This window comes from Paenibacillus sp. J22R232 (assembly GCF_056269165.1).
Genome location: NZ_JBWDNK010000001.1, coordinates 1,305,276 through 1,321,561, shown reverse-complemented (window position 1 = coordinate 1,321,561; position 16,286 = coordinate 1,305,276). Strand labels below are relative to the sequence as shown.

Annotated in this window: 16 protein-coding genes; 9 read left to right on the top strand and 7 right to left on the bottom strand. The window is 45.4% G+C overall.

Annotation, left to right across the window (positions count from 1 at the left end):
* Positions 1-43: 43 nt before the first annotated feature.
* Entirely contained in the window at positions 44-391 is a 348-nt protein-coding gene (locus tag AC0YN3_RS06100; protein ID WP_475774171.1) for a winged helix-turn-helix transcriptional regulator, read from the bottom strand.
* A 203-nt stretch (positions 392-594) separates the two neighbouring features.
* Here AC0YN3_RS06100 and AC0YN3_RS06095 point away from each other — a divergent pair, with 203 nt between their 5' ends.
* The 3 genes from AC0YN3_RS06095 to AC0YN3_RS06085 all read left to right on the top strand — a co-directional run bounded on the left by AC0YN3_RS06095 (position 595) and on the right by AC0YN3_RS06085 (position 3,303).
* A complete protein-coding gene (locus AC0YN3_RS06095) occupies positions 595-1,668 on the top strand; it encodes an NAD(P)H-dependent flavin oxidoreductase (RefSeq protein WP_475774170.1) in 1,074 nt (357 codons plus the stop codon).
* Positions 1,669-1,928: 260 nt separating this feature from the next.
* Complete coding sequence (locus AC0YN3_RS06090) at positions 1,929-2,705, top strand: DUF817 domain-containing protein (protein WP_475774169.1); 777 nt, start codon at positions 1,929-1,931, stop codon at positions 2,703-2,705.
* 163 nt (positions 2,706-2,868) lie between these two features.
* Positions 2,869-3,303 (top strand): DUF6526 family protein, encoded by a 435-nt coding sequence (locus AC0YN3_RS06085; protein WP_475774168.1) that lies wholly within the window; start codon positions 2,869-2,871, stop codon positions 3,301-3,303.
* 89 nt (positions 3,304-3,392) lie between these two features.
* Here AC0YN3_RS06085 and AC0YN3_RS06080 read toward each other — a convergent pair whose 3' ends face one another.
* The gene (locus tag AC0YN3_RS06080; RefSeq protein WP_475774167.1) at positions 3,393-3,965 is read right to left on the bottom strand and encodes a TetR/AcrR family transcriptional regulator; all 573 of its coding nucleotides are present in this window, start codon (positions 3,963-3,965) and stop codon (positions 3,393-3,395) included.
* 161 nt (positions 3,966-4,126) lie between these two features.
* Between AC0YN3_RS06080 and AC0YN3_RS06075 the strand changes: the two genes are divergently transcribed.
* From AC0YN3_RS06075 to AC0YN3_RS06065, 3 genes are all read left to right on the top strand, one after another.
* Positions 4,127-5,098 carry a ketopantoate reductase family protein gene (locus tag AC0YN3_RS06075; RefSeq protein WP_475774166.1) on the top strand — a complete coding sequence of 324 codons (972 nt, stop codon included), beginning with the start codon at positions 4,127-4,129 and terminating at the stop codon, positions 5,096-5,098.
* Between the two features lie 141 nt (positions 5,099-5,239).
* On the top strand, positions 5,240-5,539 hold the full coding sequence (locus tag AC0YN3_RS06070) for a hypothetical protein (protein ID WP_475774165.1): 300 nt from the start codon (positions 5,240-5,242) through the stop codon (positions 5,537-5,539).
* Positions 5,540-5,552: 13 nt separating this feature from the next.
* Positions 5,553-6,011, top strand: a complete 459-nt coding sequence (locus AC0YN3_RS06065; RefSeq protein ID WP_475774164.1) for a type II toxin-antitoxin system VapC family toxin — start codon at positions 5,553-5,555, stop codon at positions 6,009-6,011.
* A gap of 185 nt (positions 6,012-6,196) precedes the next feature.
* On the opposite strand, the gene AC0YN3_RS06060 is transcribed toward AC0YN3_RS06065, so the two are convergent.
* Positions 6,197-7,225 carry a hypothetical protein gene (locus AC0YN3_RS06060; protein WP_475774163.1) on the bottom strand — a complete coding sequence of 343 codons (1,029 nt, stop codon included), beginning with the start codon at positions 7,223-7,225 and terminating at the stop codon, positions 6,197-6,199.
* Positions 7,226-7,559: 334 nt separating this feature from the next.
* Between AC0YN3_RS06060 and AC0YN3_RS06055 the strand changes: the two genes are divergently transcribed.
* Entirely contained in the window at positions 7,560-8,669 is a 1,110-nt protein-coding gene (locus tag AC0YN3_RS06055; RefSeq protein ID WP_475774162.1) for an NAD(P)/FAD-dependent oxidoreductase, read from the top strand.
* A 108-nt stretch (positions 8,670-8,777) separates the two neighbouring features.
* On the opposite strand, the gene AC0YN3_RS06050 is transcribed toward AC0YN3_RS06055, so the two are convergent.
* The gene (locus tag AC0YN3_RS06050; RefSeq protein WP_475774161.1) at positions 8,778-9,728 is read right to left on the bottom strand and encodes a stalk domain-containing protein; all 951 of its coding nucleotides are present in this window, start codon (positions 9,726-9,728) and stop codon (positions 8,778-8,780) included.
* A gap of 259 nt (positions 9,729-9,987) precedes the next feature.
* Positions 9,988-10,689 carry a hypothetical protein gene (locus tag AC0YN3_RS06045; RefSeq protein WP_475774160.1) on the bottom strand — a complete coding sequence of 234 codons (702 nt, stop codon included), beginning with the start codon at positions 10,687-10,689 and terminating at the stop codon, positions 9,988-9,990.
* A gap of 158 nt (positions 10,690-10,847) precedes the next feature.
* Here AC0YN3_RS06045 and AC0YN3_RS06040 point away from each other — a divergent pair, with 158 nt between their 5' ends.
* Positions 10,848-11,579, top strand: a complete 732-nt coding sequence (locus tag AC0YN3_RS06040; protein WP_475774159.1) for a response regulator transcription factor — start codon at positions 10,848-10,850, stop codon at positions 11,577-11,579.
* A complete protein-coding gene (locus tag AC0YN3_RS06035; RefSeq protein WP_475774158.1) occupies positions 11,557-12,930 on the top strand; it encodes a sensor histidine kinase in 1,374 nt (457 codons plus the stop codon). The genes AC0YN3_RS06040 and AC0YN3_RS06035 overlap by 23 nt, the downstream gene beginning before the upstream one ends.
* Before the next feature lie 170 nt (positions 12,931-13,100).
* Here the strand turns inward: AC0YN3_RS06035 and AC0YN3_RS06030 are convergent, their stop codons facing one another.
* Entirely contained in the window at positions 13,101-13,688 is a 588-nt protein-coding gene (locus AC0YN3_RS06030) for a YjgB family protein (protein ID WP_475774157.1), read from the bottom strand.
* Positions 13,689-13,931: 243 nt separating this feature from the next.
* Positions 13,932-16,283 (bottom strand): MMPL family transporter, encoded by a 2,352-nt coding sequence (locus AC0YN3_RS06025; protein ID WP_475774156.1) that lies wholly within the window; start codon positions 16,281-16,283, stop codon positions 13,932-13,934.
* Between the last annotated feature and the right edge of the window lie 3 nt (positions 16,284-16,286).

The following is a 16,286-nucleotide window of genomic DNA, read 5'->3' as shown; positions in this document are numbered from 1 at the left end:
CCGAGGAAAATGAATGTTCTTTTGACGGATACGTATCGAATGGTTATTCCAATTTCAGAATTTCATACTCGTCCTGGGCGAATGCTTCCTCTGCATAACCTACACCCCATGTGCAAAGCGCTTTCAATACGGTTTCAAGCGATTGCCCAAGTTCTGTTGTGGAATACTCGACTTTCGGAGGGACCTGATTAAACATTTTTCTAGCGATAAGACCACTAGCTTCTAGTTCTCTAAGCGTTTGAATGAGCATCTTTTGAGTAATATTAGGTATGAGCCGCTTAAGCTCGCTCGTTCTTTTCGGCCCTTTTATGACATGGTATAAAACAAGCCCTTTCCATTTCCCGCCAATAACGTCCAATGTAACCTCTAAATCACAATAATACGTTTTCATATTCGAAATACCAGCTCCTTCTTGCATTTATCACTTTTCCATCACAATACAACATCTTAGGCTGTACTAGCGGAAAAGTTACTTTAATTTAACCATAACATTTGTTAGCATACATGAATAGAGATTCCAGACTGCTAAACTTAAACATAGCCTTGAATGTGTGCCGTTGCATGTATCCAAAAAAAATAGGAGGTTCTAAGAAGATGGAAACAGAATTAACACGTTTACTGAACATTAAATACCCGATATTCCAAGCCCCAATGGCAGGTGGGTCGACAACTCCGGAATTAGTAGCTTCCGTTTCCAATGCCGGGGGGCTTGGGAACCTAGGCGCCGGTTATTTAACGCCAGAACAAATCCGACATGCGATTAGGGAAATAAGGCAGAAAACAGATCGACCCTTCGGTATTAATTTGTTCGTACCCGAGCAATCGCATACATCGGAAGAATCGATCGCCAGAATGAACGATTATCTGAATAAGCTTCGTGCAGAGATGGGCATCGCTCCGAACCATATCATCCCGAAGTTTGCAGAGTCTTTCGATGACCAGGTACAGGCTGTTTTGGAAGAAAACGTAAAGCTATTTAGTTTTACTTTTGGCATACCTTCATTTGACGTCATAGAAGCAATGAAACAGAATGGGACGACTGTCGTCGGCACGGCAACGACGGTCGAGGAAGGCAAGCTTTTGGAAGCTGCGGGGGTAGACGCAATCGTGGCTCAGGGAAGCGAAGCTGGAGGGCATCGCGGGAATTTCTTGAAGAGTACCACCGAATCCATGATCGGTACAATGGCGCTCGTTCCTCAAATATTGGATCAGGTTTCAATCCCTGTTATCGCTTCAGGCGGCATAATGGACGGTCGCGGGCTAGTTGCTAGCCTTGCATTGGGGGCTTCTGCCGTGCAAATGGGAACCGCATTTTTGGCGAGTTTCGAGAGCGGTGCGCATGCCGAGTATAAACGGAAAATCAGGATGTCAAACGAAGACTCCACCGAAATAACGAATATCTATTCGGGTAAAGCCGCACGGGGCATTCTCACAAAACTTATGAATGAATTCCGTTCTTACCCAGGTCAAATTCCCGCCTATCCGATTCAGAACGCATTGACTAGGGACATACGCCAGGCTGCGGCCCAATTGAATAATCCGGAGTATATGTCACTTTGGGCAGGGCAAGGTCTTCGGCTAACTAAAGAGCGACCTGCCGCAGCAATTATAAAGGAGACGATAGATCAGGCATTGGAACTAATCCGAAGCTTTAATCGTTTTGGCTGAAGCATTTATATTTAAGGCAAGACATCGACCTGCAAAAAACAAAAGGGCAATGCACTTGAACGATTACCGAGATGAAGGACATATATTCAAAATGTCTTTGTTTCGGTTTACCGTTTAGGGCATTGTTCTTTTTTAAATTTGCTTGCCGGTTCGCAATGTTGAAAATAAGAAACTAAAGCCATAAAAAATTCTATTTTTAATATTCAATTGAACCTATATGATTGATTTGAAGATGGGATACAAGGGGGAGCAGGACAGCAATGAAACCAATCATACAACTGCTTCATTTTGGCTATCATCAAGCGATGAGCTGCATATTTCCAGTTGCGATATTTGGAACATTGGCTCTTTCAAGCGCTATAGAAATTCCAATCGTTTACCGTTATGATGCCATACTACTAATATTGCTTGCGGTGCAGTATCTCATGTACAGAAGCGGATTAGAAACGCGGGATGAAATTAAAGTAATCTGCGTTTTTCACCTTATCGGATTGTTGCTGGAAATATATAAGGTGAAAATGGGCTCTTGGTCGTATCCGGAGCCCGGCTTCACGAAATTGCTTGGCGTACCGCTGTACAGCGGATTTATGTATGCAAGCGTTGCAAGCTTCATGTGCCAGATATGGCGAAGACTGAAGATGGACATTACAGGGTGGCCAGGGCTTTTATCCGCAGGTTTGCTTGGCGGAGCTATTTATCTGAACTTCTTCACTCACCATTTCATTCCGGATTTTCGTTGGTGGCTTACAGCTCTGGTGCTCATTGTCTTTTGGAAAACCTGGATCATCTATCGGGTCAGGGCCGATACGTATCGCATGCCTTTGACGCTCGCTTTCGTTATCGTAGGTTTTTTCATCTGGTTAGCCGAAAATATTGCAACATTTTTTAATGCATGGAAGTATCCTGACCAGTACCAATCCTGGCAGCTGGTTAGTTTCAGCAAGATCAGCTCATGGTTCCTTCTGGTTATCATTAGCGTCATTATTGTTGCTCAGTTGAAGCATGTCAAAGCTAGCCGGCAAGCAGATGTTTTATAGACCATTACGCATACAGAATGGATTATGGGAACTATTTTCCTCAAATCCGTTCATAGTTTCACCTTTATTTCATAGGTTTAATAATCAACATACCAAACGGAGGGGCAAATAACGGTACTAGGATTAAAGATTCGAGATGATGACGATAAAACGGGAGGTTTATATGGCAAATCAACAAAATGGAAAATCACTGCGATTTCATCCGCCCTATCATTTTGTAACGCTTCCACTAGTTATGGCTGTATTTATTTGGTCACTCATAAACGGCATTCAAGCATTGCGAAACGACGGCAACATTCCGAGCGCTGGCCTTTTCATGTTGATCGCAATAAGCTTGATTTTTATTGCCATGATCGTTCGCGGGTATGCAACTAAAACCCAGGATCGGATCATACGGTTGGAAGAGCAGTTTAGACATTATCGTTTAACCGGGCAAGAACTTGATCCTGCACTTTCAATCGCGCAGATCATCGCTTTGCGAAATGCGGGTGACAAAGAGTTTCTCTGCTTGAGTAAACGAGCTGTTGCCGAGCATTTAAATCCTTCTCAAATCCGATCCCAAATCAAACACTGGCATTCGGATTCGATGAGAATCTAGAAGAGGCCACCGATTGATAGGTATAAAGCCAACATTAAAGATCACGATCTGACTGCCTGTACAAGGCAGTCTTTTTTATATGCAGACAATTATAAGTCAAAGGATAATCGAGGTATTACTTGATTCGTTTCGAGATGTACCCATAAATGTTCCGTTATCTCTTCTGCCGAACAGGGCATTTCATGAGTGAGCCACCATTCGATTACTCCGACAGTCGCCGAGCTCAAAAATTGTACTAAAATATCCTTTTGCAGTTCGTTTAAACTTAAATGATATTCTACGATTTGTACGCGTAAGCCTTGTTTCATCATTTCTTGCAAGTGATTTCTGAAGGTGGGAACCCCTTTGTTCGTGAAGAGGGTTCTATAAAAGAACGCATTCTTCTCCATGAATTCAAAAGTACGCCGCAATGAATGCTTAGAAGGGTATGCTGCTGATTGATCCTCTGGCAAACAACTTTCGATCAATTGTTCTAAATTAGCTGCTATGCATTTGTCTAAGAGATCGTATTTGTCTAAATAATGCGAGTAAACGGTACCTCTGTTAACATCTGCGCATTCTGCGATTTCGTTAATTGTGATTTTTTCGAAATCCTTGCTCGCCATCAGATGAATTAATGCATTCATAATGGCTGTTTGGTTTTTTTTTATTCTGCGATCCATGGGATGCTCCTTTTATTAAACAAAAGATCATACTTTGTTGAAAAACCGACAAAACCGATCAATCTAACGGTTGATTCACTCTGGGCAAACGGATAACCTAATAATATCGAACAAATGTTGAAAAAACAACGGTTGTACGTATGTAAAGGAGGGGTATAACGATGAGAATTTTGGTATTTGGCGCAGGCGTCTTAGGTAGTTATCTTGCTCATGCCCTGGTGCAAGGAGAGCATGATGTCACCGTGCTGGCTAGAGGTAAACGAGCGGAGCAATTGGAAAACGGGGGACTCGTTATTCGCCATTATTTTCAGCGCAAAACGACCGTTGATGAAGTAAACGTTATTCGCGCACTTCATCCAGATGACTGTTATGATCTTATTTTCGTTGTCATGAAATACAATGATTTTCAATCCGTGCTGCCAATACTAGCTGAGAACATAAGCCGTAATATCGTACTGGTTGGCAATAATGCTGATGTTCATGGCATGCAAAATATGTTGCTCGAGAACAGTATCGTGAAAAAAAATGTCAGCTTCGGATTTCAGCTTAGCGGAGGCCTCCGTGAAGAGAGCGGGCGCATCGTCTGTATTCGAGGAGGCGGGCAAATGGTACTAGGCTGTCTTACCGGTGAGATCCCATTCAAACATGTAATAGAAGATGCCTTCAAGCATGTTAACTACAAATTAACCTATCGCGATGATATGGATGCGTGGCTTAAAAGTCATATTGTCCCTATAGTGGCGCTGAATACGATTAGTTATCTTTACGACGGTGATTACAAAAAAGCGTCTAGAGACAAAGCGCTTTTGAAGCAAGCCATCATCGTGATGGATGAAGGGTTTCAGGTGTTGGAAAAGCTAGGCTATGCGGCTATTCCACCTTCACTTGTAACCATCATCCGCAAGCACCGGAACGGATTATATTATGGGCTAAAAATGTATCATCATTTACCATTTATTAAATGGATAGACGGATCGTTTAGCGAAATAGCTGCCTTGTATAATACATTCGATAAATTGAAGCAACAAGCAAACATATCGACACCGAATTGGAACGAGTTTGAGAAACGAGCGACTGCCAAGTTTTCAAATCGTAACCTACTCATGGGCAGCACTGCTAGAAAGAGTGTATGAGTTGATTCTTAAGCCACCTTTTTGGTGGTTTTTTCTATGCGTGAACGTGTCCGTTAAAATCTCTTTTTGCTACCACCCCCTGAAATCGACATCATTCGACGAAAATTTGTAAGAACAAAATAAAAGGAGTGAATCCCGAAGGTGAATCATTATAAACGCTTCATTCAGAATCAAATTGAAAAAGCGAAATCTACCGCGACAGAATTCATCTCTTCAAGAAACGAAGAACCAGAAAAAAACATGATAGAACTCCAATCACAACATTATGTTGAGCTGAAAGCACTAGCTGATATGCAGCAAACGACAGTGCAAGCGATCGTTAACGGAGTTGTTCTCCAATATTTAGCAAGCACCCCCAGCGAGTCAGCGACTATTTCGGTGGATCAAAAAGAAGATAACCCGCTTCTTTATTTGGATGCCATTTGCAAACTAGTGGATTAAGGAGCGTAAACACATGGATAACCATTTGAACATACAGGATACGATTTTTTTGGATAGTACGGCTTTAGCTGCTTTAATGAATCCTGAAGACCCACGCTATGCGAAAGCCCGTTCCCTGTTTCTGGATTTACATGATTTGGAACGAAATTACATAACAACTAACTCTATTATATTTGAGCTTCATGAATGGCTTCGCAATGAATACAGCTATCAACAGGCGGAATATTTTCTGAAAGCAATTGATAAAGCGGTGAGTAAAGGCAAGCTAGCGGTCATCTCCAGCAGCCACGAATTTGATGGGGAATCACGGAGACTATTAATCGACAGGCCTGAGCTTCATTTCTCGCTCAGCGAAGCATTCACTGCTGTGACCATGTCTTATTACCAGATAAAACGCATTTTTACCTTCAATCGCAATTATATGATGCTAGCCAATTTGGATAAGGAGATTCGAATTATCCCAACGAATTAATTCGCTTTCGTTATTTGTCTAAACACTCCATTTCGTAAACACCGAAATATGTCTCATGCGATAAGCTGACACCGATACGTTATCGGCGTCAGCTTATTTTTGAGGTAATGGGCTTGAATCAGGTTAGAACATATTTATCTTTGCAGCCCTTGAGATATGAAGTTTAAATATCATTGGCTTAATGGTTAGACGCTGCCCAGCCAAATGATCGATACGGATGCACTTGTAATCTGTTGAGGTACGACATTTGGATAGATGATTGTCGTACTTAGGTTAATCGCTGGCTGAATCGTTCCCATCGGGAACAACGGACGTACTTGCAAAACGTCACCGGCTGCCAATCTTACGATCACAGAAGCTCCAATGCTTGTAATCTGTTGATCTTGAAAGGCAGCAAGTCCAGAAGTCGTAGAAGGAACGAGTACATTATTCACGTATAATCCGAAAGCGCAATGGGTTTGCCCAACAATTGGAAGGAAAGAAACTTGCCAGCTAAGCGAATAATCCCCGGCAATCGGGACCGTGATGGAAGTCGCTGTCGCCGTTATGCCGCCAACTGCTATTGAACCGGGTTGATCGAACTGATTGAAGCGTACCAGGTCTGCTGGCGTTATGATTTGGTCTCCTGTGTCAAATACACTTGCATATACAGGTGAGAACGTACCTGGAATCCCTTGTATGCCCTGAATTCCCTGAATTCCCTGAATTCCTTGAGGTCCTTGCGGACCCGGTGGTCCGGCTGGCCCTTGTGGACCCGCTGGTCCGTTCATGTTAATAATGGTATTGATATTGTTGATTACATTAATAATGGTATTCATTTGAATGGTTGTCATTGTAATGTTTTGCACGGTTATAAACAGCTGGTTGATAACGACTTGCACTTGCAATGCTTTATCGAGAATCGATGTTGCGATTTCGTCTAAAATTCGAATAATTTCCTTGAGCAGATTGATTAGCAGTGAAGTGTTACATATGCGATTGCGCTTTAACCAATCTTCGATTCTAATCATTTGCACGCGAATGGTATGATTGCTAGCCATGCTGCTCTCGCTGAGCGTCCTTGGAAGGATTTGTTCGATTGCTTCCAGTACCTCTATGAGATTGTTTATTTCGGATGAAGGTAATCTATTGGAGCATTGACGCTTTTTCTTTGGCTTGCATTTTACTCTCTTCTTGCTGTTTCCTATCCTTGTAACAGGCTTTCTAATAGCCACGGCCCCACCTCCTGCGTTATCTCATAAACAATATATGATGATAGAATAGATTCGTCTTCCGCACTTGTCCGCTATTAGAATAATTAGACGAGTATCATTTAATGATCTTTATGACGGATGTATATTTCACTACTATTCATAACCTTAATGACTAGAGAAAATGGAAGAATGGTTTTGCAGGAATATTCAATAAAAATGTCGAAATACTTTTTAATAGCAAGGGTAACAACGGAGGGTGAGTTTCGATTAATCAAACAAAATTTTATCGCTCAATTACCTATCCTTTCGTGATGAGAAACGGTTGCAGAATGGGGGGTTCAGCATAAGGATCATTGTGATTGGAGCGGGTATTGCAGGGGCATCAACCGCATATCAATTGGCTAAGCAAGGAGCAGATGTCCTCATTATCGATCGGAAAGATGAAGGACAGGCGACGGACGCAGCTGCCGGCATTATTTGCCCTTGGCTGTCGCAGCGACGCAATAAGGCTTGGTATCGTCTTGCAAAAGCTGGAGCGCGCCACTATCCAGCGCTGATTAAAGAGCTTGAAAACGAAGGGGAAACGGATACCGGATATGCACAGGTCGGAGCACTCAGCATACATACGGATTCTGAGAAGCTAGACAAAATGGAAGAGCGTGCATACGGACGTATGGAAGACGCACCGGAAATCGGAGAGATTACACGGCTTGATGAGATACGGACTCGAGAGCGATTCCCGCTGCTTAAGGATGGTTATTCCTCCATACATATTAGCGGAGCTGCCCGCGTCGATGGCCGGGCACTGCGTGATGCGTTGCTCCGTTCTGCACAAAGAAACGGAGCAGAGCTATTATATGGGGACGCTAAGCTAAAGTATCAATCCAAACGTGTGACAGGCGTAATGTTAGGAGAAGAACGCTACGAGGCTGATAGCGTTATCGTCTGCGCAGGAGCTTGGGCGAGTATGCTGCTGCAGCCGTTAGGCATTCATCTCAATGTCAGCTACCAAAAAGCACAAATTATGCACGTGCAGATTCCGGATGCTAGCCATACTACAGGCAAATGGCCAGTCGTTATGCCGCCTTCCGATCAATATCTGCTCGCCTTCCCGCAGCAAAAAATCGTAATGGGTGCGACGCATGAGAATCCTATTGATGGTTATGATACGAGAGTCACGCCAGGAGGCATGCACGAAATTTTGAGCAAAAGCCTGGCATTCGCACCGGATTTGGCGGATAGTACTTTCCAAGAAGTCAGAGTAGGCTTTCGTCCTTTCACGGCTGATTTTCTTCCTGTCATAGGGGCCATGCCCGATTGGGAGGGGTTGCTGGCGGTAAACGGTCTCGGAGCCTCTGGCTTAACGATGGGCCCGTACGTCGGAGTCCAGCTTGCCAAGTTAGCAATGGGCATGGAGTTAGATATTGACTTAACTGATTATGACATGAGTAAAGCCTTGAGTTAACCTGTTGGTTTCATAGCCATTAAGCTGCAAAGAAACGAAATATATTTACTTTGAAATCCGCTTTTTTAAGCGGATTTTTTTGATATTTTCAAGAAAATATTTATGCTTTTATTTATTAAAGAGATCAATCAAGGGAACTGTTGTTTGAAATGCTTTCTCGAATACAGCTACGGGAACAAGGAGATCGCCATGGTCCCCGAGGAACGAGGGTAAAGTATTTTGCTGTGGCGTTCCGTTAATTAGGATTTCTTCTCCCCAATGATTGATTTGCAGCACGATATCTCCCTTCGTTATCGTAACGCTAGAAGTGGATTCATCCCATTTGATGTCTGCGTTGATCATTGCAGCAAGCTCCCTTGCTGGAAAACGGCTTTCGTTATAGGAATAAAGGGCAGCTGCCGAATTTATCTTTTGCAAATTCGCTCCTGGTATCCGAAACTCAATGCGATAGGATTCGTTTTCAGGCTGCATGAGGAATAATACCGTACCGAATTGCGGCTGCCGCATTTTTTTCAAAGCATCAATTATCCGATACATTTGCTCAAGATCATCGGGCTTCAAACCCCTCTGGTGTTGAATGGTAACATCGAAGGTTAAGGCCTCCAAACTGTAATACGGGACGATACCGCCGTTTTTTCCGGCATCATAGCCGGCTGCTGTGCAGCAGGTGAAGTCTATATATAACGGACTCTTAAACTCCTCATTAACATTTACTAAATGCTGTAGCATATCTTTTTTTGCCTGATGGAGCCATAACGTATGTACATAGTCGTCTCTGAAGCCGCTGGAACTTTCATTGCTCGGGTATACGCTAAATTCAAGATTTTCTGCGTTCTTAGGATGAACGCGAGCTTGGAGGGGATCGATATTATCCCATAGATAAGTGACACGACTAATTGCCATGGGCTCGTTATAGGTTTGCTTCAAATAATTTTTTACAGTGTACGCATAAACCGTTTTTTTTATCATTCCATAACGCAGCTCTAGTATGCCTACTGCAAGCAACAGCAGGAATAAAACGATTGATCCGACTGCCAATTTTCCTTTAACATTTCTCATTCTTGATGTACAGCTCCCTTCTTTTAATTAGACGTGAGGGATATTGGATTTGTTTCCAATTACAGGACTATGGCTGTTGTATTCTATTACCTGATTGGATAGGAACGACGCTGAAAATTATAAGCGACAATAAAAAAACGACACCAAGTCCCGAAAAACCGGTACCGGATGTCGTTTTTTCATTGTCACTTGTGACATGCTTTAAGAAACCATAAGCACAACAGCCTACGCTGTCTGCCTATATTTAAAGCAATAAACGTTATTGATTAATGTTATCCACGTCTTGCAAAAATGAAGTAATTTCCTGCTTGTACAGCTCTAGCTGCTTCGCAAGCGCTTCTCTAATGGCGACTTCATCATTGGATTTGACCGCTTTCTCAAGAGCTGTCATTCCTTCAAAAAATGGCGAGAGTTTGATCTCAATAGCAGAATTAGCCGCTGTAGTTCCAGAAACGGCAATCGTGCCGCTCGACTGCAAAGGTACGCTCGTCAGCTCAGCGGATACGCCTACTACGGAAAATGCCTTAACGGATGCGAGTTCTTTTTCGCTTAAGGGAACCGCTTGAAGCGTTGTTGGAGCGAAAGCGGATAGGCTGAGGTCCTTCGACGACAGAGTCAGACTAGGCAATGCCACTCCTGCCTCAGTAACTTCTCCAATGCTAACTGCTTCGAATCGCTTTGATACAAGGCTATCATATTGAGCGATAACAGCCTGCCACTCCTTCACCGATTCTTTTGCATAGGTCTCTGCCAGTTTGATGGGATCTAAGAGTTGGAAGGCAGCTATACTGTTAAAGCCCTCTAATTTATTTGGTTCCGTCACGTGAGTAGAGGAGAACGCGGCAACGCGATCCGGCCTTGTATTATTTTGAGCGGAGTCTGCGAAAACAGTAGGGCCAGCTACAGCAGACAGCAGTAAAGTGGACAAGGCGACATTTTTGAAGATCATTTTGTAATTCATGGTTAACACTCCTTCAAGGTTTGGGTTTGTCTTACAGGACCAAGTGTATCGTTCAATGATGGCAATCCATGTGAAGATTTGTGGAAAAACAATGGCACAGCCCCTTTCGGTTCACTAGCTTGCTATAATAATAGAGATCCAGAATAGGAGGATACGCAATGAACCCATATTTAATCGCGATCATCGATGATGATCAACATATACGCGAGCTGGTTGAAGCTTATTTGAAGAAAGAACAATTCCGCACGGTAGCCCTGGCAAGTGCCGAAGAGGGGCTGAAGCAGCTGAACGAGGAACCGCCTGACATGTGGATTCTAGATATTATGCTTCCCGGCATGGATGGCTATGAGTTTTGCAGACATATCCGCCGTGACGCGGAGGTTCCGATTATGATGATCTCTGCTAGAGATAACGAAGTAGACAAAATATTAGGGCTGGAGCTTGGCAGCGATGATTATATGGTTAAACCATTCAGTCCAAGAGAAATGGTAGCCCGGGTCAAGCGACAGCTTCAACGGTGGTATACGCGAAGAACGAAGGAGGAAGAAAAGCAGGTTTCCTCGGTTGTAATGCTTGAAGCAGGCCAATTTCAACTTGCTCTAGACGAAAGACGCGTATTTTGGTGCGGGGAAGAAGTGGATGTGACATCCAAAGAGTTCGCTCTGCTTCAGACGCTTGCCGAACGGCCTAATCGCGCCTTCGCCAGAGAAGAGCTGTTGACCCTAATTTGGGGAGACGACTATTTCGGAAGCGATCGGGCGGTCGATCATTTGGTGAAGCGGCTTCGCAAGAAGATCGAGGAGCTTCCTGTGGAAGCGGTTTGGGGTCATGGTTACCGTCTGCGGATGAATGGAGGGGAGATGCGGCATGAAGCTTCTTTATCAGATTAATTTGGCGTTTGCATTTCTGCTCATTCTCGTTCTGTCGCTAACAGCCGTAATGTTTCATTATGTGCTGCTTGATCATTTTATAGAGGTCCAGAAGAAGGATATGATTCAAATGGGGCAGTCCATTTCATTGAACCTGCAGGAGGTGGGTGAAATTAAAGCCTTGCCAGCAGGCAGTGTGGTGGGAGGAGCCATAGCTTCTGTAGCGAAGCAGTCGCTCGTCGAGGTCGACGCGATTCTAACGGATGCCAGCCAGAACGTTTTATATAGTTCGCTTGAGCCCGTGCAGGTAGAAATACAGTCCGTGCCTATGCTTCAACCGAGTACGCAGGCTACTTCCATTTCTACGACAGGAGCTCAATTCATTACGGCTGCAAGCACGATTCCGCAAGGCGGAACCTTGACGCTGCTCACACCGATCAGCAAAATAAAGCTAATTGAGCAATCGCTGCTCGGAAGGCTGCTTATCGTGCTGTGCGGCGGTGTCATATTTGCATTTCTGCTTAGCCTGATGATTACCAGGAAACTCATCAAACCGCTGATGAAGCTCCAAATCGAGCTGAAAAAGGTTAAGGGCCGCCGCTTTTCGGAGGTGAAGCTCGTTAAGGCCGATGGTGAAATAGGAGACGTTGCAAAGTCGGTTTATGAGCTTGCTGGCGAGCTGAACAAATATAATGTCATTCAGCGGCAGTTTATTCAAAATGCTTCGCATGAGCTAAAAACACCATTGATGTCGATATCGGGCTACGCGGAAGGCATCCGTGACGGGATTTTTGAAGGGGAACAAGTCGGCAAAGGACTGGACATTATTATGAGCGAGAGCAGCCGGTTGAAAAATATCGTGACGGAGATGACTCTCCTCGCCAAGCTGGATGGAGAGGAAGAGCATTTTAAACCGGTCCGCGTCAGCCTGACCGAATGGATTGAAGAAACGATAGAACGTATCAATCCCGTGCTGGTAAAAAATCAAGTGACGATAACGACCTCCATTCTCCCAAGGGAAAGTGGCGAGCTGGCGATTCGTGGTGATCAAGACAAGCTGCTGCAAGCGCTCCTGAACGTGGTATCCAATGCGGCTAGGCATGCGCGCAGCACCATACTCATTCAAGCTGGAGTTGGCCAAGATGGGATTGAAATATCAATAATAGATGACGGCGCGGGTATACCTGAAGATTTGCTGCCGCATCTGTTTCACCGTTTCGTGAAGGGCAAGGATGGGGAAACGGGGCTTGGCCTTGCCATTTCCCGCGCGATCGTTGAGCGATGCGGAGGAATGATTTCGGCTCAGAATCGTCCTGAAGGCGGTGCACATATCCGCCTGCTATTTCCGGTAAACGTACAGGCAGCAGCTTAGAGGCATCATCTGGCAGCGTTCCTAAGGGAATGCAGAGCGATTTCGCTAAATACGCTCACTTGATTGAGATGAATGTCTAGGGTTCATTTGGGAAAATTAGAACATAAAGAAAGGCTGCCGATTGTTTTCAATCGGCAGCCTTTCTTTATGTTTTCCATTATACGCTGGATTTATTTGTGCGTTAGATTAATGTGGTCTAGCTCCGTGCTGCTATTGAAAATGAAGGAAAGCTGGTAATCGCCGCGATTGTATACGATCTTCTTTTGGGTCAACTTGCCATTGTGGATCGTCTTCGCGGAGCTTGGCATTCCCCATGCTTTGTACAGCATGCTTTGCGTAATGCCGCCAATATTGTTTTGCCGCTCCACATTGGTACCGAAATAGCGAAGCTCGCGAATTTTGTTCAATTTATAGGCTATGGCATATCCAGGATGGCCCATTTCGGCATGATACACGTCAAACGCATCCGCATCCTTGGCAGGCGCTTCCGCTTTTCCGATTAGGTCCTGTACGTCTTGGCGGGTGCTTGTACCGAGTGTTAGTCCTTTCAGATTGCCAGGGAATTGGCCTTTTAGTGCTACTTTGTAAAAGCTATTCAGCGTCTTGAGCGCTTGAGCGTTTTCGACTTTGGTAACGGCTGCTGCGGCTGCTGCTTTGTCCGGAACGAGTGAACCTGTAAAGCTTGCGACAGAGAGGGCGGAAACGCCTGCAATCATAGCGGCAATGGTTATTTTTTTGATGCGTTGTGTCTTATTCATGATGGATTTCAAATCTCCTTTGTGTGCGGATTGTGAATCAATTGCTCATTCAAACATACAAACGCAGGCATCATAGAATATGTTGCAGAGGTCAGGAGAGATTGTGCAGCAAACGTTGGCAGCAGGGAATATTTGGTTGTATCTTTCCGTGAAAAAACCTTCAACACCACTCTAGAAGTGGAGGTGAAGGTTCTGTTTACTTCCGTATTTTACTAGGACAATTCATCAGTGCATGAAATAATTTTAGCGAGCTTTACGCAAATTAGTTTTGACGTTGCTTGCAAGTTCCTGTTCCTTGAGCTGTGCAAGCAGCTTATCTCCCTCAACGTCAAGGTTAGGCAGAAGGCGGTCTAACCATTTCGGCAGCCACCATGCTTTATCTCCAAAGACGGCCATCACTGCCGGTACGAGAGCCATACGGACAAAAAACGCGTCGATGAGAATGCCGATGGCAAGAGCGAAGCCAATCTGCTTAATCATAATATCATGTGCAAATATAAAACCGGCGAAAACGGATACCATGATGATCGCAGCCGCTACGACGACCCGGCTTGCTTGATCGTAGCCGTGTATGACGCTCTCTTTGCCATGATGCCCATGCACGTAAGACTCGCGCATGGAGCTGACAAGAAATACCTGATAATCCATCGCTAGCCCATATAGAATGCCGGTAACCATAATCGGCATGAAGCTGAGCAGCGGGCCGCCAGTGTCGAAACCGAATAGGTCATGTACCCAACCCCATTGGAAAACGGCTGTCGTAAGCCCGAAAGTAGCGAGTATGCTGAGAAGGAAACCAACGGTAGCTTTAATTGGTACAATGATTGATCGGAATACAAGCAGCAATATAATGATCGATAGAATCACGATAATGCCGACGTAGAGCGGGAAAACCTCAGCGAGCTTCGACGACATATCGATATTGATAGCGGTAAATCCGGTAACCCCAATCTTAACGTCATGCGACTTTGCCATGCTGGAGTCATTGGAGCGAAGCTCCTGAACCAAATCCTTTGTCTCTTTATCCGTAGGTCCCGTTTTTGGGATTAGGCTAATTATGGCCATATCACCGGATTCGTTAACGCCCATAGGCGTAACGACAGAAACGTTGTCATGCTGCTGAAGTTCTTGGACCAGACCGCCGAGCGTCTCCATCGTTATCGCTTCCGAAGAGCCTTGCGGCTCGGCAACCAAGAGCAGCGGCCCATTGAAACCTTCGCCGAATCCGTCCGAAATCGCATCATAGCTCTGTCTAGCTGTCGTATCCAAGTTGGCTGTTGCGCCTGAAGGGATGCCCATTTCCATCTTGGCAGCCGGAATCGCAGCCGCGCCTAGAATGACGATGACGGCAACCACGATAGCCCAGCGGCCCTTTACGACCCCTGTAACCCAGCGATGCGCGAATCCAGTCGCATTTTTGTTGCTTTCGCTGCTGCTCTTTGCGCGTGCTTTCGCCGAGCAGATGCGCTCGCCAACCAGACCGAGCAAAGCAGGCAATAGAGTCAAAGCGACCAACACATTGGCAAAAACGGCCAATGCGGCAACAAGCGACATGGCGGACAAGAAGCCAATGCCGATAACAAGCATGCCGCACAATGCAATGATGACGGTCAAGCCGGCAAAAAATACGGCGCTACCTGCGGTGCCGACTGCGCGGCTCGCGGCTTCCCGGGCGCTAAGTCCCTGCTCGAGAATCATGCGGCGCTGACGGTTGACGATGAATAGGGAGTAGTCGATTCCAACGGCCAGCCCGACCATTAGTGCCAGAACCGGCGTAAGATCGGTCATGTGGAACACATTCGAGAAGGCAAAAGCGCCTCCAACGCTTATTCCTACCCCTATGAGTGCGGTAAGAAGCGGTAAACCTGCCGCAACAACCGAACCGAGTGTCATGAAGAGGACAACGGCGGCGACAGCAATACCGATAGCTTCCGTCGAGCCGATTGCCGGCTTAGTCGATAAGGAATCACTCGGCAGAGCAGCAATTCCAGCCTGTTCAACTTGCATGACAGCATCGATAACCGAGTCAGGTACCCATTCCGGCAGCGACATTTGCTGAACCGTAAATTGGAATTGGAATAAGGCAACGCTGCCATCCGATGCGATCATGACGCCTGGCAACGGAGCGCCGTCCACCATCATTGGACCGTAAGGCGGCAAATCTCCCGATGCTCCTTGCGCATTCCCGGCCGCTGCTTCACCTTGCGCGGACTGGCCGCCTTGCGCAGCGGCGTCTGTCATCGATGCTCCGGCTTGTGCGGCCAGCTCGATCGGATTAATCACATACTCCAATTCGTATACCTCGTTAACGGCCTTGCTAATAGATGCGACGCGATCTGGCGTATCCAAACTCTCGCCCTCTGGCGCCGTAAACACAATGCTTGCTTGACCGCCTGAAGCTTCAGGAAGCTCCGCGGTCAGTTGATCCAATACCTTTTGCGATTCTGTGCCCTCGATTTTCATCTCGGATGTAACATGAATGCCATTGAACCCTAATAGTGCGAGTACAATTCCGAGGAGCGCGATCCAACTGACGATGAAATACCAAGGCTTGGTATAAGCTGATTTACCTAATCTGTACAGAAAAGTTGACATACG